This window comes from Treponema bryantii NK4A124 (assembly GCF_000421345.1).
Classification (GTDB): Bacteria; Spirochaetota; Spirochaetia; order Treponematales; family Treponemataceae; genus Treponema_D; species Treponema_D bryantii_B.
This window is the reverse complement of record NZ_ATWV01000010.1, coordinates 1-22468: the sequence shown is the minus strand read 5'-3', so window position 1 is coordinate 22468 and position 22468 is coordinate 1. Positions and strand designations below refer to the sequence as shown.

The 22468-nt window shown below is 41.3% G+C and carries 20 protein-coding genes; 5 read left to right on the top strand and 15 right to left on the bottom strand.

Annotated elements, in window-relative coordinates:
• Positions 1-1491 carry an amidophosphoribosyltransferase gene (purF, locus tag G626_RS16350; protein ID WP_022932785.1) on the top strand — a complete coding sequence of 497 codons (1491 nt, stop codon included), beginning with the start codon at positions 1-3 and terminating at the stop codon, positions 1489-1491.
• A gap of 71 nt (positions 1492-1562) precedes the next feature.
• Here the strand turns inward: purF and G626_RS0110720 are convergent, their stop codons facing one another.
• The 5 genes from G626_RS0110720 to G626_RS0110700 all read right to left on the bottom strand — a co-directional run bounded on the left by G626_RS0110720 (position 1563) and on the right by G626_RS0110700 (position 9661).
• Entirely contained in the window at positions 1563-2129 is a 567-nt protein-coding gene (locus tag G626_RS0110720) for an ANTAR domain-containing response regulator (RefSeq protein ID WP_022932784.1), read from the bottom strand.
• A 79-nt stretch (positions 2130-2208) separates the two neighbouring features.
• Positions 2209-3417 carry a glutamine synthetase family protein gene (locus tag G626_RS0110715; protein ID WP_022932783.1) on the bottom strand — a complete coding sequence of 403 codons (1209 nt, stop codon included), beginning with the start codon at positions 3415-3417 and terminating at the stop codon, positions 2209-2211.
• A gap of 26 nt (positions 3418-3443) precedes the next feature.
• Positions 3444-5045 carry a CTP synthase gene (locus tag G626_RS0110710; protein WP_022932782.1) on the bottom strand — a complete coding sequence of 534 codons (1602 nt, stop codon included), beginning with the start codon at positions 5043-5045 and terminating at the stop codon, positions 3444-3446.
• Positions 5038-8412, bottom strand: a complete 3375-nt coding sequence (carB, locus tag G626_RS18290; RefSeq protein ID WP_022932781.1) for a carbamoyl-phosphate synthase large subunit — start codon at positions 8410-8412, stop codon at positions 5038-5040. The genes G626_RS0110710 and carB overlap by 8 nt, the downstream gene beginning before the upstream one ends.
• Positions 8413-8431: 19 nt before the next feature.
• Entirely contained in the window at positions 8432-9661 is a 1230-nt protein-coding gene (locus G626_RS0110700) for a carbamoyl phosphate synthase small subunit (protein WP_022932780.1), read from the bottom strand.
• Positions 9662-10084: 423 nt separating this feature from the next.
• Between G626_RS0110700 and dapF the strand changes: the two genes are divergently transcribed.
• The 3 genes from dapF to G626_RS0110685 all read left to right on the top strand — a co-directional run bounded on the left by dapF (position 10085) and on the right by G626_RS0110685 (position 14550).
• Entirely contained in the window at positions 10085-11020 is a 936-nt protein-coding gene (gene dapF, locus G626_RS0110695; protein WP_022932779.1) for a diaminopimelate epimerase, read from the top strand.
• The gene (locus G626_RS0110690) at positions 11017-12219 is read left to right on the top strand and encodes an LL-diaminopimelate aminotransferase (protein ID WP_022932778.1); all 1203 of its coding nucleotides are present in this window, start codon (positions 11017-11019) and stop codon (positions 12217-12219) included. The genes dapF and G626_RS0110690 overlap by 4 nt, the downstream gene beginning before the upstream one ends.
• 225 nt (positions 12220-12444) lie before the next feature.
• On the top strand, positions 12445-14550 hold the full coding sequence (locus G626_RS0110685) for a glutamine synthetase III family protein (RefSeq protein WP_022932777.1): 2106 nt from the start codon (positions 12445-12447) through the stop codon (positions 14548-14550).
• Between the two features lie 85 nt (positions 14551-14635).
• On the opposite strand, the gene G626_RS0110680 is transcribed toward G626_RS0110685, so the two are convergent.
• From G626_RS0110680 to G626_RS16340, 5 genes are all read right to left on the bottom strand, one after another.
• On the bottom strand, positions 14636-15733 hold the full coding sequence (locus G626_RS0110680; protein ID WP_022932776.1) for an acyltransferase family protein: 1098 nt from the start codon (positions 15731-15733) through the stop codon (positions 14636-14638).
• Between the two features lie 278 nt (positions 15734-16011).
• Positions 16012-16149, bottom strand: a complete 138-nt coding sequence (locus G626_RS18120) for a hypothetical protein (protein ID WP_156003306.1) — start codon at positions 16147-16149, stop codon at positions 16012-16014.
• Positions 16150-16198: 49 nt separating this feature from the next.
• A complete protein-coding gene (locus G626_RS0110670; RefSeq protein ID WP_022932774.1) occupies positions 16199-16558 on the bottom strand; it encodes a RidA family protein in 360 nt (119 codons plus the stop codon).
• A gap of 96 nt (positions 16559-16654) precedes the next feature.
• Complete coding sequence (locus tag G626_RS0110665) at positions 16655-16960, bottom strand: helix-turn-helix domain-containing protein (protein WP_022932773.1); 306 nt, start codon at positions 16958-16960, stop codon at positions 16655-16657.
• Positions 16929-17309: a type II toxin-antitoxin system RelE/ParE family toxin gene (locus tag G626_RS16340; RefSeq protein ID WP_022932772.1), complete on the bottom strand. Its 381-nt coding sequence runs from the start codon at positions 17307-17309 to the stop codon at positions 16929-16931. Before G626_RS16340 ends, G626_RS0110665 begins: the two co-directional genes overlap by 32 nt.
• Positions 17310-17554: 245 nt before the next feature.
• On the opposite strand from G626_RS16340, the gene G626_RS0110655 reads away from it, so the two are divergent.
• Complete coding sequence (locus G626_RS0110655; RefSeq protein ID WP_022932771.1) at positions 17555-17836, top strand: DUF2442 domain-containing protein; 282 nt, start codon at positions 17555-17557, stop codon at positions 17834-17836.
• A gap of 4 nt (positions 17837-17840) precedes the next feature.
• Here G626_RS0110655 and G626_RS17600 read toward each other — a convergent pair whose 3' ends face one another.
• From G626_RS17600 to G626_RS0110630, 5 genes are all read right to left on the bottom strand, one after another.
• Positions 17841-18254: an NUDIX hydrolase gene (locus G626_RS17600; RefSeq protein WP_196800483.1), complete on the bottom strand. Its 414-nt coding sequence runs from the start codon at positions 18252-18254 to the stop codon at positions 17841-17843.
• A 192-nt stretch (positions 18255-18446) separates the two neighbouring features.
• Positions 18447-19298, bottom strand: coding sequence for a YARHG domain-containing protein (locus tag G626_RS17595; protein ID WP_022932769.1), 852 nt, complete (start codon positions 19296-19298; stop codon positions 18447-18449).
• Between the two features lie 102 nt (positions 19299-19400).
• Positions 19401-19739: a hypothetical protein gene (locus G626_RS0110640; RefSeq protein WP_022932768.1), complete on the bottom strand. Its 339-nt coding sequence runs from the start codon at positions 19737-19739 to the stop codon at positions 19401-19403.
• Positions 19733-20392: a hypothetical protein gene (locus G626_RS0110635; RefSeq protein ID WP_022932767.1), complete on the bottom strand. Its 660-nt coding sequence runs from the start codon at positions 20390-20392 to the stop codon at positions 19733-19735. Before G626_RS0110635 ends, G626_RS0110640 begins: the two co-directional genes overlap by 7 nt.
• A gap of 841 nt (positions 20393-21233) precedes the next feature.
• Positions 21234-22091, bottom strand: a complete 858-nt coding sequence (locus G626_RS0110630) for a hypothetical protein (protein ID WP_022932766.1) — start codon at positions 22089-22091, stop codon at positions 21234-21236.
• Positions 22092-22468 lie beyond the last annotated feature (377 nt).

Below are 22468 nucleotides of genomic sequence, written 5' to 3'. Positions count from 1 at the left end.
ATGGGCTTACATGATGAATGTGGTGTAGTTGGAATTTTCGGTGCAGAAAATGCAGCCGGACTTTCATATTTTGCCCTTACTGCCTTACAGCACCGTGGACAGGAATCTGCAGGAATTGCAGTAAGCGACGGTTCAAGAATTAAACTGCGCAAAGACATAGGCCTTGTAAGTGATGTTTTTGAGCAGGATCATTTTGAAAAGCTTGAAGGCAATATTGCTGTAGGACATGTGCGCTATGCAACTGCAGGTGGACGCACAATTGAAAATGCCCAGCCATTTATGAACTCCTTTAAGATGGGTTCGATTGCACTTGCTCATAACGGCCAGCTTGTAAATTATGAAGAGCTGCGCGAAAGCCTGGAAGATGGTGGAAGCACCTTTTCCAGCTCCAGCGATACAGAAGTTATTCTCAAGCTGATTGTAAGAAAGTTTGTTGAAAATGGCGGAAAGCTTGGACACACCCGCGAAGAGATGCTGAAACAAGTTCAGCATGACTTGTCTAGCCAGCATGACTTGTCTAGCCAGCATGACAGCAACCTCTTTGTAACTGCAGTAGTTCAGGCAGTAAAAGAAATAAAGGGATCTTTTGCTCTTTGTATCATGACCGAAAATATGCTGATTGGAGTAAGAGATCCGAATGGAATACGTCCGCTGTGTATTGGACAATTACCGTGTGGCAATATAATCCTTGCTTCTGAGTCCTGTGCGATAGACTCTGTGAATGGGCATTTTGTTAGAGATGTAAAACCTGGCGAGATTGTTGTAATAAACAAAGACGGTCTTAAGAGTATACTAACTAACGGTAGTTCGGAAAACTCAAAAGAGCATTGTGCCAGCTGCTCTTCAAAGCAGACCTGTATTTTCGAATACGTTTACTTTGCCCGACCCGACAGTGTGATAGACGGAATAGCTGTTCAGGAAGCTCGTTATAAAATGGGAGAAGTTCTGGCCAAGGAATCTCCTGTAGATGCTGATATTGTAATCGGTGTTCCGGATTCGGGACTTGGTGCTGCCCAGGGTTATGCAAGGGCAAGCGGAGTTCCTTATGGAATGGGAATTATCAAAAACAAATATATAGGCAGAACTTTTATTGCGCCGACTCAGAAGGAACGCGAGAATATGGTTTTTGTAAAATTAAATGCCATAAGAAGCGACCTGGAAGGAAAGCGTGTTATTGTAATTGATGATTCGATTGTGCGTGGAACTACAAGCCGCCGCCTGGTTCAGATTTTAAGACGTGCCGGTGCGAAAGAAGTTCACTTCCGCGTAAGTTCTCCTCCGGTAAAATTTCCATGCTACCTCGGAATTGATACCCCAAGTAAAAATGAATTGATTTCCAGTACTCATGAACTCGAAGAAATCCGTAAGGAAATTGGTGCAGACTCGCTGGCCTTTATTAGTCTTGATGGAATGATTGAAGCGCTGCGAAGCTGTAAGCCTGAAGCTGATGGATTTTGTAAGGGATGTTTCAGCGGAGAGTATCCGGTGTAGGCTGTCATGTCATGCTGAACTTGTTTCAGCATCCAATAAAAGATCCCGAAACAAGTTCGGGATGACAGTTATTAGCCGTAGGTCTTTATTATTTCTTCGGAAATAGCCGTTTTCTTCATGCCGCGGTCCATTGCTTCTTTTTCTATGTAACGGTGGGCTTCCTGCTCTGTCATTTTCATATTCTGCATCAAAAGCATTTTTGCGCGGTTTACCTGTTTTATTTCTTCCATCTTTACCTTGAGCTTTGTCGTCTGGCTTGAAAGCACCTGTACCTTGTACTGAACGGCAATTGCAATCTTCATCATATTGTAAAGATAAAAAGGTTCAAAAGGTTTTGTGATTGTGAGGATTCCGTAGCCTTCTACCCGGTAAGAGATTTCATCAAAATGCTCGTTAGGCACGAGTAACAAAATGGTCGAGTAAGAATCGGCAAGGTTGATGGCAAAGTCTGTATCGTAGCCGTCGCCGGAGTCTGCAATAATTATGTTGAAGCTGCGCTCGGTTGCGAGGCGGCGGGCTTCGTTAAAGTCGCTGGTTGTTGTGAGCTCGAAGAGGGGAGGCACAAGAAAAGCGGAGATTTGAGAAACTATTTTACTGTCGCGCGAAACTAAAAGTACGCTGTGGCTTTCTGCTTCCATTTATAAAACACCTGTCATTCCGAACTTGTTTCGGAATCTATTACTGAGATCCTGAAACAAGTTCAGGATGACTTCTTTTTTATGCAATTAAGTCCCCTAAAACCTTTTTTACAAAGTCGCTGTTTTCTGCAAGACGTTTTGCTTCTGCCAGAGATTTTGGCAGAGCTTTGAGAGAAGCTTTTTTTGCTATTTCTTCATCAAAAAGATTTTCTACAGTTTCTGCAGGTGGCTGAATTTTGTTTTTGATTCCATCAATTGCTGCTTCAATAAGAAGGGAGAGTACAAGGTATGTATTGCAAAGTGGATCTGGAGAACGCAGTTCGAGGCGTTTTGCACTTGTGCTTGAAGGAACTCGGATAAGGGTAGAGCGGTTTTCTTTACCCCATGAAATATATTCCGGTGCCTTGCTTGCACCAAGACGGTTGTAAGAATTATCTGCAGGATTCAAAAAGTATGTGATTTCTTCGATATGCTTAAGGATACCGCCAAGAATATTTGGAAGAAGATTTTCTGCATCTTTTCCGGTATTTCCTGCAGCAGGACGATATGAAATGTTTATGTGCATTCCGTTGCCTGCCTGGCCTGCAATTGGCTTTGGAGAAAAATCTGCATAAAGGCCATTGCTTGCAGCCTTTGTATTTACAATCCATTTGAAGGTTGCAACATTGTCTGCGGCAGTAAGCGCATCTGAATAATGGAAGTCGATTTCGTTCTGACCCGGACCTTCTTCGTGGTGGCTTGCTTCCGGTGACATTCCCATCTGTTCAAGTGTGAAACAGATTTCACGGCGGATATTTTCCCCGTGGTCTTCAGGAGCAATGTCCATGTAGCCGGCCTTGTCGAAGGTCTCGCTGGTTGGCTGTCCATTTTCGTCGAGCTTGAAGAGGTAGAACTCAACTTCTGTTCCAATCATCATTTCAATTCCGCACTCGTCTTTTAGACGCTGGCAGGCATTCTGCAAGATTGTGCGGCTGTCTTTGAGGTAAGGTTTTCCATCAGGAGTGAGGATATTACAGAACATTCGGACAACCTTTCCGGTAGCAGGTCGCCATGGAATGATTGCCAGTGTAGAAGGATCAGGCTTAAGATAGAGCTCAGACTTCTGTGGATTTTCAAAGCCTTCTATGGCAGAGGCGTCGAAAGGAATGCCGCCTTCAAAGGCACGTCCCAGTTCGGTCGGCATAATCGAAATATTTTTTTGTTTTCCTTTTAAATCAAAAAAAGCAAGGCGAATGAACTTTACATCCTCTTCTTCAATAAAATCTATAACTTCGTCTTTTGTATACATTTAAATCTCCTGTTTTTTATTATAGCTTAGGCATCACATGCACGCAAGAATTCCACAAAGAGTGGACCTGCATTGTTTGGGCGGCTCTTAAATTCCGGATGGAACTGAACACCGACATGGAACTGGCCGGCAACCTCTACGGCTTCTACAAGAGTGCCGTCCGGACTGGTTCCGCTGATTGTAAGGCCGGCCTCCTGCATTTTTGTGCGGTAGTCGTTATTGAACTCGTAGCGGTGGCGGTGACGCTCGTTGATGTTTTGTGTGCCATAAGCCTTTTCAAGAATACTTCCCGGAGTCACTTTACAAGGGTAGCTTCCCAAACGCATTGTGCCGCCCTTGATTACACCTTCCTGATTTTTCATCAGGTCTATTACAGGGTGCTCGCACATTTCGTCGAACTCGCGGCTGTTGGCATCTGCGTAACCAAGTACAGAGCGGGCAAACTCAATTACTGCAATCTGCATTCCAAGACAGATTCCAAAGTATGGCAGCTTGTGAGTGCGGGCATAGCGGCAGGCAGAAACCATTCCTTCAACTCCGCGGTGACCAAAGCCGCCCGGTAAAATAATTCCCTGGCAGTCTGCAAAAACCTCAGGGGCAGTTTCATCAGTTACGCTGTCGGAATCTACCCATTTAATTTTGATATTTTTACCTACCACAAAACTTGCGTGGTTGAGCGATTCTACAATGCTCAAATATGAGTCGTGAAGCTTTACGTATTTGCCAACAAGAGCAACCTGAATCTCACCCTTGCGGGCATGAATTGTTTCTACCATTTTTGACCAGGCCGCAAGCTCAGGGTAATGCTGGTCGCCGCCGGCACAGTCAAGGCCAAGGTCTCGGCAAACTACATCGTCCATATTCTGGGCATGAAGCATGAGAGGCACTTCGTAAAGGCTCTTACAGGTTGTATTATTGATTACACAATCTTCTCCAACGTTACAGAAGAGGCTGATTTTTCTGCGGATATCTAGAGGGATTTCTTCGTCGCAGCGGGCAACGATAATATCCGGATGAATACCAACGGCCATGAGCTCCTTAACTGAGTGCTGGGTTGGTTTTGATTTAAACTCATCTGAACCGGAGATGTATGGCACAAGACAAACGTGAATAAAAAGACAGTTGCGGCGGCCTACTTCCAGAGCCAGCTGTCGGATTGCTTCGAGGAAGGGCTGACTTTCGATATCACCGATTGTACCGCCAACTTCTACGATGCTTACATCCGCACCGCTAACCTCGGCATTTTTTAAAATAAAATCTTTGATTTCGTTAGTAACATGAGGAATAATCTGAACTGTTTGACCAAGATATTCACCCTGGCGCTCCTTGTTAAGAACGTTCCAGTAAACGCGGCCGCTTGTCATGTTGGAATACTTTGTAAGATTTTCGTCGATAAAGCGCTCGTAGTGACCAAGATCCAGGTCTGTTTCGGCACCGTCTTCTGTTACAAAAACTTCACCATGCTGGAAGGGGCTCATTGTACCAGGGTCTACGTTCATGTAAGGGTCAAGCTTCTGGCTGGCAATTTTGAGTCCGCGGCATTTTAAAAGACGTCCAAGTGAGGCAGCGGTAATTCCTTTTCCAAGTCCAGAGACAACTCCTCCGGTTACAAAAATAAATTTACTCATATCTTTCTCCCATAAAATCTGAATTGATATCTACAAGACTTAAGTTGTCCAGCGTATAGTCACTGGCAAGACAATCAGCAAGTACGTTAGCGGTGTCTAACGCGGTGAGGCAGTCTATGTCGCGTTCTACGGCCAGGCGGCGGAGCTTTACGCTTTCGGCTACCGGGTCGCGGCCTTTTGCCGAGGTTGAAATAACATAGGCTACTTTTCCACTTTCGAGGAGTGTCATTACGTTGTTATTGTAATCTTCGTGAACCTTGGCCACGTGAGTTACTTCCATGCCGCTGCGTTCGATTGTGGCGGCGTTGCCGGTTGTTGCGTAGAGGGTGAAGCCAAGGTCTGCAAACTTGCGGGCCAGGGCAGGAAGCTCCGGTAGGTCAGACTGGCGTACAGAGAAGAGGACTCCGGGGTGCGTTGTACGTTCGCTTTCGCTCACTATCGAGTTTGCTTCGCAAACTCGCGGGGAACTTTGTGGGGTCTTAGGGGCGTCGCCCCTAGGAGAAGGGGTAGCGGAAGCCACCGCAGGCGAAGCCGAGGAGGCTGGAGCGTGGGGAAGGCCTTCCCCCTCTGGCTTAATCATCTTCCAGCCGGCGGCGACCATGCCCTTATACAAGGCTTCTTCACGGGTACTGGCAATTCCAAGAACTTCACCGGTAGACTTCATTTCCGGTCCCAGATGCGTGTCAACATCCATCAGTTTTTCAAAACTGAAAACCGGAACTTTTACGGCAAAGTAATCTGGCTTGCGGTAAAGACCGGTTCCGTAACCAAGGTCACGGACTTTTTCTCCCAGCATGGCACGGGTAGCAAGTTCAATCATTGGAACCCCGCTCACTTTACTAAGGTAAGGAACAGTTCGGCTGGAACGAGGGTTAGCCTCAATAATGTTCAGCTGGCCCTTGTAGAATAGCCACTGAATATTTACGATTCCTTTTGTTCCAAGGGCAAGAGCCATAGAGGTAGATTTTTCTACAACCTCTTTTTCCATTTCCGGAGTAAAGCTCCAGGCAGGATAAACAGCAATTGAGTCGCCCGAGTGAATACCGGTTCTCTCTATGTGCTGCATAATTCCAGGAATAAGAACATCTTGGCCATCGCAGATACAGTCTATCTCGAGCTCTGTTCCTTCCATATATTTGTCGATGAGAACCGGGTTTTCAATTCCCTGTCTCAGAATGATTGCCATATATTCTTTTACGTCTGCACTGTTGCGGGCAATGATCATGTTCTGTCCGCCAAGAACGTAGCTTGGGCGCATAAGTACCGGATAGCCGATTTTTTCTGCGCTTTCCAGAGCTTCAACTTCTGTAAAAACGGTGAGTCCGCGTGGGCGGTTTACGTGAAGATTTTCGCAAAGCTCTTCAAAGCGTTCGCGGTCTTCGGCCAGGTCAATGGCATCAGCAGATGTTCCGAAAATACGAACTCCCTGTGAGTCCAGAAACTTAGCAAGTTTAATTGCTGTTCCGCCTCCAAAGGCAACCACAACGCCAAGCGGTTTTTCAACGGCAAGTACGTTCATAACGTCGGCAGGTGTGAGCGGTTCAAAATAGAGTCGGTCTGCAGTATCAAAGTCTGTGCTGACAGTCTCCGGATTGTTGTTGATGATTGCAACCTCGTAGCCCAGTTTTTTTAGGGCGCGGATACACTGAACCGAAGAGTAGTCAAACTCAATTCCCTGACCAATGCGGATTGGACCAGAGCCGAGAACCACGATTGTGCCTTTGCTTGAAGTGTGGCGTTCTTTGAGGAAGGCTTCGGCTTCGTTGTCGCCGCCGGTGGTCGAATAAAAGTATGGGGTTTCTGCATCGAACTCGCTGGCACAGGTGTCTACTATTTTGAAGGAGCGTGGTGGGTACAAGAGGTTTTCGCCACACGGATTGGATTTTGCTAACGCAAAATCATTTTTATTTTTGGAAACGTCGTTAGACGTTTCGAATCCGTGTGGTTCCCCTTTTTCTAGTAGTACGATATTTACAAGTTTATTTAAGAACCATTCATCAATCTTTGTAATATTGTGAATTTCTTCAACAGTCATAAGGCCGCGCTTAAGTGCCTGATAGATTGCGAAGATTCTCTGGTCTGTGCACTGACCAACCCGCTCGCGGATTTTTGCATCGCTTTCTTTTTCAAAGGCAGGCAGGTTCAAATCCTTTACGCCGATTTCAGCTCCGCGGGCTGCCTTTAAGATTGCTTCTTCAAAGTTCTGGCCTATTGCCATAACTTCGCCGGTTGCCTTCATCTGGGTTCCAAGCTTGCGGGCTGCGTACACAAATTTGTCGAAAGGGAATTTCGGCATTTTTACAACTACGTAGTCGAGGACAGGTTCAAAGCAGGCTTTTGTTTTCTTTGTTACGAAGTTTGGAATTTCATCCAGAGTAAAGCCTACTGCTATGAGGGCTGCTACCTTTGCGATAGGGTAGCCGGTTGCTTTTGATGCCAGAGCAGATGAGCGGGAAACACGAGGGTTTACTTCTATAACCGCATATTCAAAGCTGTCCGGATTGAGGGCAAACTGGCAGTTACAGCCGCCTTCAATTTCGAGGGCGCTGATAATGTTGAGGGCTGCCGAGCGCAGCATCTGATATTCTTTATCTGCAAGAGTTACGGTTGGTGCAATTACGATTGAGTCTCCGGTATGAACTCCAACCGGGTCAAAGTTTTCCATTGAACAGACGGTGATTACGTTTCCGGTGCTGTCGCGCATTACTTCGAACTCAACTTCCTTCCAGCCGGAAATACATTTTTCTACAAGAATCTGATGGATAGGCGAGCGGTGAAGTCCGTTGTGGGCAATCTCGTCTAACTCCCGTTCGTTAGTTACAATTCCACCGCCGGTACCGCCAAGGGTAAAGGCCGGGCGGATAATTGCAGGAAAGCCGATTACGTTGTGAACGAAGTCTGCGGCGTCCTCGTAAGTTGTAACTACCTTGCTTGGAATGCAGGGTTCGCCGATTGCTTCCATTGTATCCTTGAACATCTGGCGATCTTCGGCTTTGTCGATTGTGGCAGGGCGGGCACCCAGCAGCTGAACATTGTGGCTTGCAAGAAAGCCGGACTTTGCCAGCTCCATACTGAGGGTAAGACCTGTCTGGCCACCGAGAGTGGAAAGCAGGCTATCCGGTTTTTCTTTTTCGATTATTCGCTCAAGAGTTTTAAGGGTAAGTGGTTCAAGGTAGATTTCATCTGCCATGTAATGGTCTGTCATCAGAGTTGCAGGGTTTGAGTTTACGAGGCAAACCTCAAGACCAAGAGATTTAAGTGCTTTGCAGGCCTGGTTTCCGGCATAGTCAAATTCTGCCGCCTGTCCGATGATGATTGGACCAGAGCCGATTACCATTACTTTGTGGATATTTTTATTTAGTGGCATAGCAGTTTATTTCTCCTTGTCATTCTGAACTTGTTTCAGAATCTACTATCATTTTCAAGAATCTGTCGAACAAAAAGTTTGTGTCGTGAGGGCCGCCGCAGGCTTCCGGGTGGAACTGAACGCTGAAGACCGGAATGTCTGTGTAGGTGATGCCTTCAACTGTTCCATCGTTTACGTTGAAGAAAGACATTTTTGCATAAGACGGTAGAGATGCATTTTCTACAGCGTAGCCGTGGTTCTGGCTGGTGATGTAGACGCGGCCAGTTTCGGTGTCTTTACAAGGGTGATTGCCGCCACGGTGTCCGTATTTGAGTTTGCAGGTTTTTGCTCCACGGGCCAGGGCCAGCATCTGGTGGCCAAGGCATATGCCGAAGATTGGGATAACTCTGGTGGTTGAGTCGTCAGCGGTGGTTGAGTAGGCCGAAGGCCGTATCGAAACCACCTGCTTGTTGTATTCACACAGTTTACGGATTTCTTCAATAACCCCAGTATTTTCTGCCGGGTCACCAGGACCGTTACTGAGCATGATGCCATCTGGTGACATTTTGATTACTTCTTTTGCAGTAGTGTTATATGGAACGACTGTGACTTTACAGCCACGTCTTTCCAACTCGCGCTGAATGTTGAGTTTGGCACCAAAGTCGAAGAGAACGACGTGGGGGGCGTTGCGGGGGTGCTCCCCCGCAGAGAGGGTAGCGTAAGCCACCGCAGGCGCAGCCGAGGAGGCTGGAGCGCAGGGGGAGGCTTCCCCCTCCTTATTTGTTTGTACCATCTGCACGGCGTTGGTTATCTGATAATCTTTGATCTTTGTCAGGAGATCTTCAGGGTTGAAGTTTTCTGCGCTTTTGCCGCTTACAATCATGCCGTTCATTACGCCGGCTTCGCGAAGACGCTTTGTGAGGGCGCGGGTGTCGATGCCGCAGATGCCGATGATGCCCTGTTTTTTAAGGAAGCTGTTGAGGTCTCTTTCGCAGCGGAAGTTTGAAGGCTGATCGCAGAGCTCGCGGACTACATAGCCGCGTACCCAGGATTTTGCGCTTTCGAAGTCTGCAGGCATTACGCCATAATTTCCGATGAGGGGGAATGTCTGTGTAACTATCTGGCCGTAGTAGCTTGGGTCAGTGAGTGTTTCGATGTAGCCGGTCATTCCTGTGGTAAAGACTGTTTCGCCGATTGTGGAGCCGGTTGCTCCGATTGAGCTTCCTTCGAATAATGTGCCATCTGCCAGAATAAGATATGCAGTTTGCATAAATTGACTTCCTCTATGGGTTAGGCCGCAATCAAAGATTGTCGGCCTGAAGCTGATTTATAAGGTGCGAATGCATCCTTATATGATTGTGTTATACTGCAGCAGATTGACTGTTGTCAGCATGAACAAAAAAAAAGACGTTCATTCCATTTGGGGACAATAATTCCTCAAATCGAATGAACGTCTTTGTTCTTATTAGTTATACAGTGTTTACAAATTGTGGTCAAGAGTTTTAACTTAAATAGTAGTATTAAATAGAACCACTATTGACACTTTTGAATAAAGTGGCTACAACGTACTTAACGACAAAGAGGTCGTAGATATAAATCTCCATACGCAGAAACGTGAAAACGAGGGTGCGTAGGGTTTTATGTCTACGGCCTCTTTTTTTGCTCCGCTTTTACAGCCGGGGCAGGAGGTTGTATGAAGTTTACAAAAATGCATGGCTGCGGAAACGACTATGTTTATTTTGACTGTACAAAGGTTGATTTCCCGGGCGGGGTCCAGGGCGAAAAGCAGGCAGCGATAAAGTTGTCAGACCGACATTTTGGAATCGGTGGTGATGGAATCATTCTCATTAAAAGAGGAACTAAAGCTGATTTTGAAATGGTTATGTACAATGCCGACGGAAGCCGAAGTCAGATGTGTGGTAACGGTGTGCGCTGTGTTGGTAAACTTGTTTACGATGCGGGCTACACTAAGGGCCGCGAGTTTACCGTTGAATCTATGGGGGCCGTTAAGGTTTTGACTGTAGTTGAAGGAGAGCGGGGCGACAAGGTTGCTAAGCTTTCTGTTGATATGGGTAAGCCGATTCTGGAAGCAGGGAAGATTCCTGTGTCGGTGGTTGAGTGCTCGCGAAGCGAGTGTATCGAAACCACTGGTGACTCTGAGGTGGTTTCGATACGACCTTCAGTCTACTCAACCACCGTAATATCTTATCCTCTTACAATCGGCAGTGTGGAATATAAAACCACCTGCGTGTCTATGGGAAATCCACATGCGGTTGTGTTTATTGATAAAAAGCCTGCTGAGTTTCCTGTGTGCGAGGTGGGCCCTCTTTTTGAAAACAATGAGTTTTTCCCGGAGCGAACAAATACTGAGTTTGCATACGTAGAAGACCGCCGCACAATCTGGATGCGGGTTTGGGAACGCGGAACCGGAGAGACTCTTGCCTGCGGAACCGGAACCTGTGCAACAGTAGTGGCTGCAATTTTGAACGGCCTGGTTGATGCGGGTGAGAAAATCACTGTGCACCTGCTGGGCGGCGACCTGGTGATTGAGTGGAGTGGTGATGAGAACGACAGTGTTTTCATGACCGGTCCTGCTGAAACTGTATTTAATGGAGATTTCGAAATATGAAAATTAACAAGAACTTTTTAGACCTTGAGGCCAGCTACCTCTTTTCAACCGTAAACAAAAAGACCCGCGAGTTTATTGCGGCTCATCCGGAAGCAGACGTAATCAAGCTTTCGATTGGTGATGTAACAAAGCCTCTCTGTCCTGCCGTAATTGAGGCAATGCATAAGGCAGTTGATGAAATGGCCGATGAGAAAACCTTCCGCGGCTATCCGCCTGAGCAGGGCTATGACTTTATCCGCGAAAAGATTCTCGAATGGGATTACACAAAGCGAGGAATCAATCTTCAGCTTGATGAAATCTTTTTGTCGGACGGTGCAAAATCTGATTGTGGAAACATCGGTGACATTTTTGCGACCGACAATACTGTTGCAATCTGCGATCCTGTTTATCCGGTTTACATCGACACAAACATCATGAACGGTCGTAAGGATAAAATCATCATTTTGCCTTGCAGCGCGGAGACTAACTTCTTGCCAGCCATTCCGGGAGCTGGCGATTCGGTACCTGATATCATCTATCTCTGTTTCCCAAACAATCCGACTGGAACTGTTGCGTCAAAAGAATATCTTAAAAAATGGGTTGATTATGCAAATGCACACCACAGCCTGATTCTTTTTGATTCAGTCTACGAAGCATTTATAACTGATGGAAAATATCCAAAATCAATTTATGAGATTGAAGGAGCAAAGTCTTGTGCAATTGAACTCCGTTCCTTCTCAAAGACTGCGGGCTTTACAGGTCTTCGCTGCGGCTACACAGTTGTTCCTCATGACCTTGTTTTCGACGGCACAGAGCTCAATACCTTGTGGTTCCGCCGCCAGTCTACAAAGTTCAACGGCGTTTCATACGTTACTCAGCGCGCAGCTGAGGCAGTTTATTCAGAGGAAGGCCAGAAAGAGATTCAGGAAAATCTTTCTTTCTATCGTGAAAACGCTCGCATCATTTTTGAAGGCGTAACTGCGGCAGGCTTCAAAGCATTTGGCGGCCAATATTCTCCATACGTCTGGCTGCAGATTCCTCAGGGCTTTACAAGCTGGACCTTCTTCGACGAGCTTCTGGAAAAGTGCAACGTAGTCGGAACTCCGGGAAGCGGCTTTGGCAAGATGGGGGAAGGTTATCTGCGACTAACAGGCTTCGGTAGCCGCGAAAGAACCATTGAAGCTGTAGAGAGAATTAAGAAAGCTTTTGGAAAAAAATAGTTAAGAATAAAAAAACTTATTGACATTTTTTTTCAAGAAGAGTATAAAAGAATTATCAAACGACAATGAGGTCGCAGAAATGGTATTTCTGCGACCTTTTTTGTTTTAAAACATTTCGGCTGCCGTTGGCATGTCCGGAGAAAAATCAATCGGCAAAGACGCTGCGTTTTCATTTTGACCTACACAGAATGAAAGTGCGGCGTTTTTTTATATAGGAGAATTTTAATGGACGAAGTAACACCTATTTTTGGCGAGAACGTTTTTAATGAAACTGTTATGAAGGCTCGGCTGCCAAAGGAAACTTACAAGCAGCTGATGAAGACTATTGAGGGCGGCGAAAAACTGGACGCTTCAGTTGCCACTGTTGTTGCGAATGCGATGAAAGACTGGGCGATTGAAAAGGGAGCTACTCATTTTACTCACTGGTTCCAGCCGCTTACCGGAATTACTGCGGAAAAGCACGACAGCTTTATTACTCCAACAAGCGACGGAAAAGTTATTATGGAGTTCAGCGGCAAGGAGCTTGTGCAGGGTGAGCCTGACGCTTCCAGCTTCCCGAGCGGAGGAATCCGTGCGACTTTTGAGGCCCGCGGTTACACTGCCTGGGATCCTACCAGCTACGCATTTATTAAAGACGGAACTCTCTGCATTCCAACCGCTTTCTGTTCTTACACAGGAGAAGCTCTTGATAAAAAGACTCCGCTTCTTCGCTCTATGCAGGCAATCAGCAAGCAGGCTGTGCGCGTACTCAAACTTTTTGAAGGCAACGAAGCTGTTACTTCTGTAAAAACTACAGTCGGTCCTGAACAGGAATACTTCCTCGTAGATAAGAGCGTTTACGATAAGCGTGAAGACCTCATCTACACTGGCAGAACTCTCTTCGGTGCAAAAGCTCCAAAAGGTCAGGAGCTTGAGGACCATTACTTTGGTATGATTAAGCCTCGCGTTCAAGAGTTCATGAAGGATTTGAACCGCGAACTCTGGAAGCTTGGTATTCTTGCTAAAACTGAACATAACGAGGTTGCGCCTGCTCAGCACGAGCTTGCACCAATCTTCTCTACAACCAACATGGCCTGCGACCACAACCAGCTCACTATGGAAATGATGCGAAAGGTAGCAGCCCGCCATGGTATGGTTTGTCTTTTGCACGAAAAACCATTTGCTGGTGTAAACGGAAGTGGTAAACATAACAACTGGTCAATCAGCACTAACACCGGTAAGAACCTGCTTGACCCTGGTGCCACACCTGATCAGAATGCGCAGTTCCTCCTCTTCCTCTGCGCAATCATCAAGGCTGTGGATGAGTATCAGGACTTGCTCCGTATCTCTGTAGCATCGGCTGGTAACGACCACCGTCTTGGAGCTAATGAGGCGCCTCCGGCAATTATTTCTATCTTCCTGGGTGATGAACTTTCCGCAATTCTGGATTCGATAGAGAAGGGCGTTCCATACGGAAAACACGAAAAAGAAAAAATGCAGATTGGTGTTACTGTTCTGCCTGACTTCAATAAAGATACAACAGACCGAAACAGAACTTCGCCATTTGCCTTTACCGGCAACAAGTTTGAGTTCCGTATGCTTGGTTCTAACGAGTCAATTGCCTGCGCAAACGTATTCTTGAACACTGTTGTTGCTGAGGAACTTTCACAGTTTGCAGACATTCTCGAAAAATCTGTAAACTTCAAGAGTGACCTTCACGACCTGATTCTTAAGACAATCAAAGAGCACAAGAGAATCATTTTCAACGGAAACGGATATGATGATTCATGGGTTAAAGAAGCTGAGAAGCGCGGACTTTACAACCTTAAGTCTACACCGGAAGCACTCCCTCACATCCTCGACGAAAAGAATGTAAAGGTTTTTGAAAAGTTTGGAGTCTATAGTAAGGTTGAACTAACAAGCCGATTTGAGATTCACAACGAAAACTACTCAAAGATTATCAACATCGAAGCTGAAACTATGTTAGAGATGGCAAACAAGTTTATACTTCCTGCTGCAAGCAAATACGCTAATAAGTTAGCTGAGACTATCGGTTTGAAAAAAGCTGCCTGCGGCGAGTGCGATGCAACTTACGAAAGTTCAATGCTGAAAAAAGTTAGCTGCCTTACAAGCTGCATTTACAGCAAAACTGAAAAACTCGAAAGCGAAGTTCTTGAAGCAAAGAAAACTGCAGAAGCAGGTGATTCTAGTAAGACAGCTTTCTTCTATCGCGAGCATGTATTTGCCGCTATGAACGAACTGAGAGCCTGTGTTGATGAGCTTGAAACAATTACACCAAAAGAGCTCTGGCCATTCCCAAGCTACGGTGACCTGCTATTTAGTGTACGTTAACATAAAATTATAGAAAAAATCTCCTTTTGGTTTACTCCAGATTTTTTTCGGGCTTCTCTCGCGTCGCGGGGGAAGCCTGTTTTTTTTAGGCGGGATTCGATTGCTGTGCTTCGATTTTTTTCAGCCTTTTTATTCCCAAAAGAAAACTTGTTACTTTGTTTCTTCGGAAAATTTCATAAAGGCCAAGGGTAATAACAAAGGAAACAAGAACTAATAATATATACTGAAGAACATAAGGAATCATTACGTATTTTGCAGCAAAGAATCCTAAAATTACTATTACTGATTGATGAAGAATATAAAGAGGATAAGACGCCTGTGAAAAATATTTTGTAAAAGCGCTGTTAAAGTTCAAAAATCTTTTTCCAAGACCAAATAATGAAAGTATTCCACTCCAGGTAAAAATATATGTTAATAAATCCCAATAAGGTCCAAAAACCTGTATTTTATACATTACGCATCGGGTAATTAAAAGAATTGCAAAGATTGGAAATGTTACTAAAGACCAGGAAGCAGTTTTTTCCTGGAAAGCTTCATTTGAGAAAACAAAGAAGCCTATTAAAAACCAGGCCATAAATTCTGCAATGCTTTTTCCACCCAGATTAGCAATTGGTTTAATAATGTAAGGTATTACCGCGATTAAAAGGAGTTTAAGAATAAGAAAGCGGGAAAGCTTTAAATCAAAATTTTTATTATAGGCCAGTTTTAATAGGGGCAGGGTAATAAGAGAAATCAGGAAAAGATACAAAATAAACCAGGTATGAGCAGGAGTAAAATGGCCATCATAACCGGTAAAATCTGTAAAAACAAGAAATTCCTTAAAGTGTTCAAAATAGTTACCGGAATAATTATTGAAATAAATATCTGCCAGATAAGGCTGAACAGGAATTACAAAAATAAGAGCTGCTGTAAGGGGAATATAAAGCTTTAGAATCCGTTCTATAATGTACTGCTTTGCTGTCCGCTTTCCAAAAGCATAAAAGGTTGAAGCTCCGGCTAGGACAAATAAAAGCGGCATCCACCAGGGGAATGTGCTGATATTCAATAATGAGGCTGGAATACAGTCTGCAATATGAACATAAAATCGTTCCCCGAAATCATTGTAAAACATTCCCACATGAAATGGGAAAAGCAGCAGGATACAAAGAATCCTGAGATTGTCGATAAAATACTTTCTTTCCATTTTTAACTCCTTTTTTTTTACTGTCGGCTATGATGCATCGTGCGCGCAAGCGCAATAGATAATAATTTCCTTAAATGCAAACGACCGAAGGTCGAAACCTTTTAGGTTGCATTCTATACAAGTTTTTCATAATCACGTTTTGCATTGAATATATGCATTATTGTGACAACCTTTTTATTTTCTTCGTCTTCAATAAGATATAAAGCAATATAATTTTGTTTGAAGATAAATCTGTGATATCCTTTATTTTGGAGACTTATGAATCAGTAATTCTGACTTTATAAGCCATATTTTTTCCTTATGTCATTCACTGCATCATCAACATCAGAAACTCTGCCGGCTTTTAAATCTGCCTCAGCAAGTGCAAGTTTTTCATATAAATTATTGAAGAAATTTGCCTTTTCGTAAGTTTCCATGCTCATTATAACCATGTCACCGTATCCATTTTTCATGTTATGTATTCGGTTACTTTTCTCTGAATGCAACTGCATCAATTTGAAAAAGAATTCCTTCTCTTATAAATTTTGTTTCATATGCTTTTCGTGCCGGATACTTTCCGTTAGTAAATCTTTGTTTTATTACTGCAGGTAAAAAGTTCAAATCTTGTATATTAGCAAAAAGACAATCCATTTGTATAACGGAGTCCAATGTTAATCCAATTTTTTGTAATCTTTCTTCAAGAATATCAAAAGCACCGTTTATTTGGTTTTCAATAGGCTGACCTTCATTTTTCATGCAATAACTTGTATAAATATAATCTCCAGCTTCTACTATAGTTGCGTCAGCCCAGAATTCATCAATTTCTATTCTATTAATTTTAGCCATTTTTACTCCAGTGGCGCAGTGCGCCATCAACCTAACAACTGGCTGTTCCGCAGCGGGCTTGACCCGCTGTCGGCTACGAATCTTTGTTAGGTTTTGCTACACTTTTAACAGTACTTTTTCCTGTTTCTTTGAAACAGCAAGTTTCGGGTATGTAATTATTTCCAAGCCCATTCCAAGACTGTCGAGATAATCTATTAAAGTAGATATTTTCATATCCTTTCTTTTTTCTATTTTTGAAACTGACGACTGTGTGAAATTTGCCATTTCTGATTGTTTTATATTTTTTTCTTCTCGGAGCTGTGCAAGGCGGATAGACATAATATCCTGCTCGGCTTTTATGTGAGCTCTTCTTACAGCTTCGGGAGACATATTACTTTCCATCATTTTGATTGCATCTTTCATTTTCCAACTCCTTTTCATGTTTCTCTATGATTACTTCAGATTCAGTAATTAAATCTTTGTAAAATTTCTTCTGATCTTTTCCTTTCTTATCTCCGCCGGTAAGCAGAAATGCATGTCTTTTTCTATCAAAGTAATAGGCAACTCTCAGAACATGTTTTTCTGTCTGATTTCTTAATTCCTTCAGATTCGTGTATTTTTTAGAACCATGAAGAGTATCTGAATATGGGCGGGGAAGTTGTGGGCCATACTGTCGGAGTAAAAGAACTCTTTGTAATACAGCTTCCTTACTTTCTTCGTCCAAAGTTAGAAACCAGGCATCATATTCATCGGATGAATCAACATTCCACATGATTTTATTATATGAACTAAAGTGAATATTTGTCAACACAAATAATGGCGGACTCGACCCGCTGTCGGCTACGAACCTTTGTTATGCTTTTTATTATAGTTGATATTGATTTTTTTTGATATATTAATTTTGGGATCAGGCAATGCTTGTTGTTAGTGAATTTGAAGGAATAGATGCCTTTATTTTGATGATCATTTACCACCTCATTTTCATGAAAATAGATCCACTAAAATAAGGAGATACAAATGGAAATTGTACAGGTTTTGCCTAAAGACAATTACAATGTTTTCGTTTACTTTGTAGACGGAAAGATAAAAAAATATGATGTATCTCATTTAGTAGGCAAAGGCGTTTTTTCTAAACTAAATAATTTAGATTTTTACATGAATAACTGTACTGTACTGAACGGAACTCTTGCATGGACATTGGATGGTAAATACGATAAATACAATTGTATCGATATTGATCCTTATACAATTTACGAAAAAGGAATTGATGTAGAAGATCCTTTGGCGCATATTGCCTGATCAGCTACTTTATACTCTTAAAACCTATTTTCAATAATTCAACATCACCAGGACAAAATTCAAAATCGTCTATTTCGTTTTCAGTAATCCATTTGATTTCAGAAATTTCATTTTTATTGAAAACAGGTTCTTCTAATATTTCGCCATAATAAGCAACTGTAATATACATCAAATCATTAAGATACATTGTTCGTGAATGTAAATGTGTCAGATTTTTTATATTGCAGTTGATTTCTTCTTTCACTTCTCGGATTACACAGTCTGTAAAATCTTCCCCAAATTCAAGATTTCCGCCAATTACTTCCCAATAGCCCGGAAAATATTTTTTATTCATGCTTCTTTTTGAAACTAAAATTTTTTTGTTGGATTTATCTATTGGCAAAAAAGCCGTACCAATCATTTGAATTTTATCTACCATAATTACTTTTTTATTTCCTATACCACGCCAGTGGCGTGTGAGCATAACAACTGGTTGTACCTGCCTACAATCGAAGAGCCGTTAAGAAAAATGCGAAAGCATTTTTCAGACTCATCGAAATAAAGGCTGCGGAACAATTGATTGTTCCGCAGCGGGCTTGACCCGCTGTCGGCTACGAACCTTTGTTATGCTTTAATATTTATCATTTGGATCTTCAGACATTTTATAATAACTAAATGATCCGAGCTCTATATAATCTTTTGTAAATTCGACATCTTCATTTGTCGAATAATTTCTTTGCTTCCAGGTTTTATTCAATTCAAAATTTTTGATTGGGAATTTAAATTCTATTGGATTTTTAAATGTTATAGTATTTCTGTTATTTGGTATGTAATCAAGTTCATACATATTTATTTTGTCATATTCGGGTATATAAGAATTATAAATTATTTCTTTTATTTTAAGAATTAATACATTTCCCTTTACTTCGTAAGTTCCGTGCATTTCTTGAGCCAATGGAATATAACGCATCTGACTGAAAATAAATTCTGCATTTTTATTTTCATAAAATACAAATCTATTTGACCAGCCGGCAGCCATAATAAAATAATCCTGCCATACGCCTTCCATATTTTTTAGAATTACATTCTTTTTTATTTCATCTCTTGTTTCAAATAATTTTATTCTTTCTATCAGTTTTAATTCTTCTTCTGTTAAATCAGAGTCTTTAACTTTCTTTGCAGGTTTATACCAATTAAAATTAGAATAATAATTTGTAAGATCTGAAGAAGAAAAAATATTTCCGTGTTTAGCATAAATCATATTTCTTAATATTCTTAAATCTGAATTATTTAAGACGGCTAAATCAAAGTCACTTATATATTCTGAGAATAAATCAATGTTTCCCAGAATAATTTTTTTTGCTGTATTTGGAATTAATTCATTTAAAGAATAATTATAATAATCTGTAATGGATTCCTTTTTTTCTGAAAATAATGGGAAACAAAGGCTTATCAAAAATAATAATATAAATACTTTTTTCATTTTCTCTCCAAGCACCCCAGTGTGGGTGTCCGCCTAACAACTGGTTGTACCGCAGCGGGCCTGACCCGCTGTCGGCTACGAACCTTTGTTAGACTGTCTTTGTTATAAACCAAGTTTATTACACAACCAAGCTGCAAAAATATTGATAATCAATGGAAGAAGTAAATATACAAAAAAAGTTATACCTAAATGGCTTTTTGATTTGTTTTCATCGAACTTTTTCTTCGTATAATCATTTAAAATTATCCAAGAAGTATTATTTGATTTACCTAATAAATTAAATAAACTTTTTCCAATAAATTCTGCAAAAATTTGTGTAAATAAAAAAAGTATAAATGATATTGAAAACAATTTAATGATATAATTGTAATCATTCGTATTAAAAAATATAAATGTAATTGGAATTATAGCACTAATTTTTAGTAATATTTCAATTAACATTCCAAGTCTTCTTCTATTTTTTTAAAGAAACTTTCATTATTTTTTGATGTTCCACTAATTCTATCAACATAATCACTGACATGTTGTATAATTTCATCTGCAAATACTTTATTACTGTGATTAACAGAAACTTGTATTATGCCATTACTATCAACAGGATATCCATTAAACATATAAAAGGCTTTATCCGAAAAATTTTCTGGGGGTACTGAAATAGTAACATTTATAGAATGCTGTTCACCAATTTTTGAAATTAAAGGATTTCTCCCTTCAAAAAATATTTTCATTTCCCATGATAAACTGATATTTTTTGCACATATTGGTTTTACTTCATTGTCATTAAGAAATTCATCAAATGATGGAAACTTCGTATATGAACCATCATTATACAATACAGAAATTTCGAAACTTTTTTCATCCGATTTATAATCACGAATTTTTGTCTCAATCGTTTGAAATAAGTCAGAAAGATTATTTTTGTCAATTACAAAATTTGCGGGAAACACCTTTTCTTTTGTTGTAGGATGATTCAGTATTTTATTTGTTAAAGAACTCATTTCTTTAATTAAAGACAAAAAATCTTTATCAAAGCCTTTCACATTCAATACTTCTTGACTTGATGGTTTGTTTACATCACTTAAAACATTTTCCATTTTAAAATCTCCTTTTTTTTGTATTTTCACGCCAGTGGCGTGTCAGTCTAACAATATTTTAAACCGCAGGCAGCTTGACTGCCTGTCGGCTACGAACCTTTGTTATAGCATATTCTATCAATAAAACAGATTTCCTTTCTAGTCTAAGTTTTCACGATTATTATTTTTTTCGCTTCCTGCTTTGCCCGAATTTTATTGCCCGCCTGCGAGCCTGAGCTACAACCGCTTCTTCGTTTTTCCCTAACTTTTTTTGCTTCTGAAAATTCCTGTAGACGATTTTATACTTGCGATTTCAGAATTATTATATCTTTCCCGGAAAACAAAAAAGACTGCGAACCCGAACAAAATTGCTTCTTCTGCTTTTATAAAGACAGAAAGTATTTGCGATTAAGCTGAACTTCCAAAATAACACAGGATTTCTCTAACCTGCGAGCTCAATAATTATTTGCTACTTTGAATTTTAAATTAGTCTTATCTGTGATTGCGATTTCGATATAACTGAAATAAAACGATGATAATTTTTTTTTCTGCTTCCGTGCGAGCTCATATTTACAACCGCTTCTTCGCCTTGCCCGAATATAAACCTGCCTGCGAGCCCGAATTATTTTTGCTTCTGAGATTTTCAGATTGATTTTACATTTTGCGATTTCAATAAAACGGGTAGGAAACGGAAAACAAAGAACCTAAAAAAATCTAACGTGCGAGCCTGGATAAAACCGCTACCGTGCTTCGCCCTAAAATTTTTAAAACCCGGCAGGCCATCAGCCTGTCGCCATAACTACTGGTTGTACCGCAGCGGGCTCGACCCGCTGTCGGCTACGAACCTTTGTTATGCTTTTATTTATTCTTTTTCCAAAATGTCTTTTTCAATTGCACTTTGGATTAATTGTTCTTCATATTCAGGATTTTTAGGATTTTCGATTTCTGATAAATATCCACCAAAAACCCAAAATCTCTGTGGCCATGCACCTTCCTCACTATTGTCTTTCAGTATGATTCTATACCATGGTGCTTTGATTCCATCTATTGTTTGTTGATTTACTGTAACAGCTTCATATTGTACTGTCATACCTTTCAATAATAATGGATAATCAGTAAATGAATTTACTTTATATCCTTTATATGTATAGCGGCCAGTTCGAAAAGATTCTGCCGTACCGAAATATGACTGATAATTGAATCCTACTGTAGAGGCCTGTAAATCTGGTTTTTCACGTAATCTTAAATTTTCTTTTGCTAAAACAAATTCTTTACCACTGTGTTTGATAACCTTTACTCCATCTATTGAGCATTCCTTGCCAATTTCTGTTTGATTTTTAAAATTTCTTAAACAAACATTTTTATTTTTGAATAATTCTTTGCACCAAAAATCATCTGAATTATCTTCGTAAAAAAGAATGGTTTTATTCCCTTTTGGAAACAAAAGTTTATTCATTTTGTCATCATAAAATGGTTTGCCGTTTTCACTAATTAATGTAAGTTGATTATTTTCTAAAGTATATTTAAGATTTTTTCCACTATATCCTCCATAAGGATAATGGAAAGTAAATTCTGATTCATTTAAGAATTCAATAAAATAAAAAGTTTCATTTATTTGAAATTGATTATCTTTTCCAATTAATTCTTTTTTTGATATTTCTGTACAGAATAAATTTATACAGAAAAAAAATATTGATACAACAATAAATACTTTTTTCATTTTTCTCTCCTAGCACCCCAGTGCGGGTGTCAGCATAACAACTGGTTGTACCGCAGCGGGCCTGACCCGCTGTCGGCTACGAACCTTTGTTATGCTACTAGATATCTTTTAGCGCCGGAGGGCGCGTAAATTAAGATAACTAACTGCAAACTATTTTTTTTATTTTCTCGTAGACTTCGGAAATTTTGAATGTCCACGAAAAATAAAATTCTAAAATATTTATTTCTTCATGCAAAAAGCTTGAGACAGTGCGAATGCACGTGCGAAAGTTTTTTACATGAACCAACGCCTTACTTTTATTTCTAAAAAAAAGGCAGGCCAGTGTGCCTGTCAGCATAACAACTGGTTGTACCGCAGCGGGCTTGACCCGCTGTCGG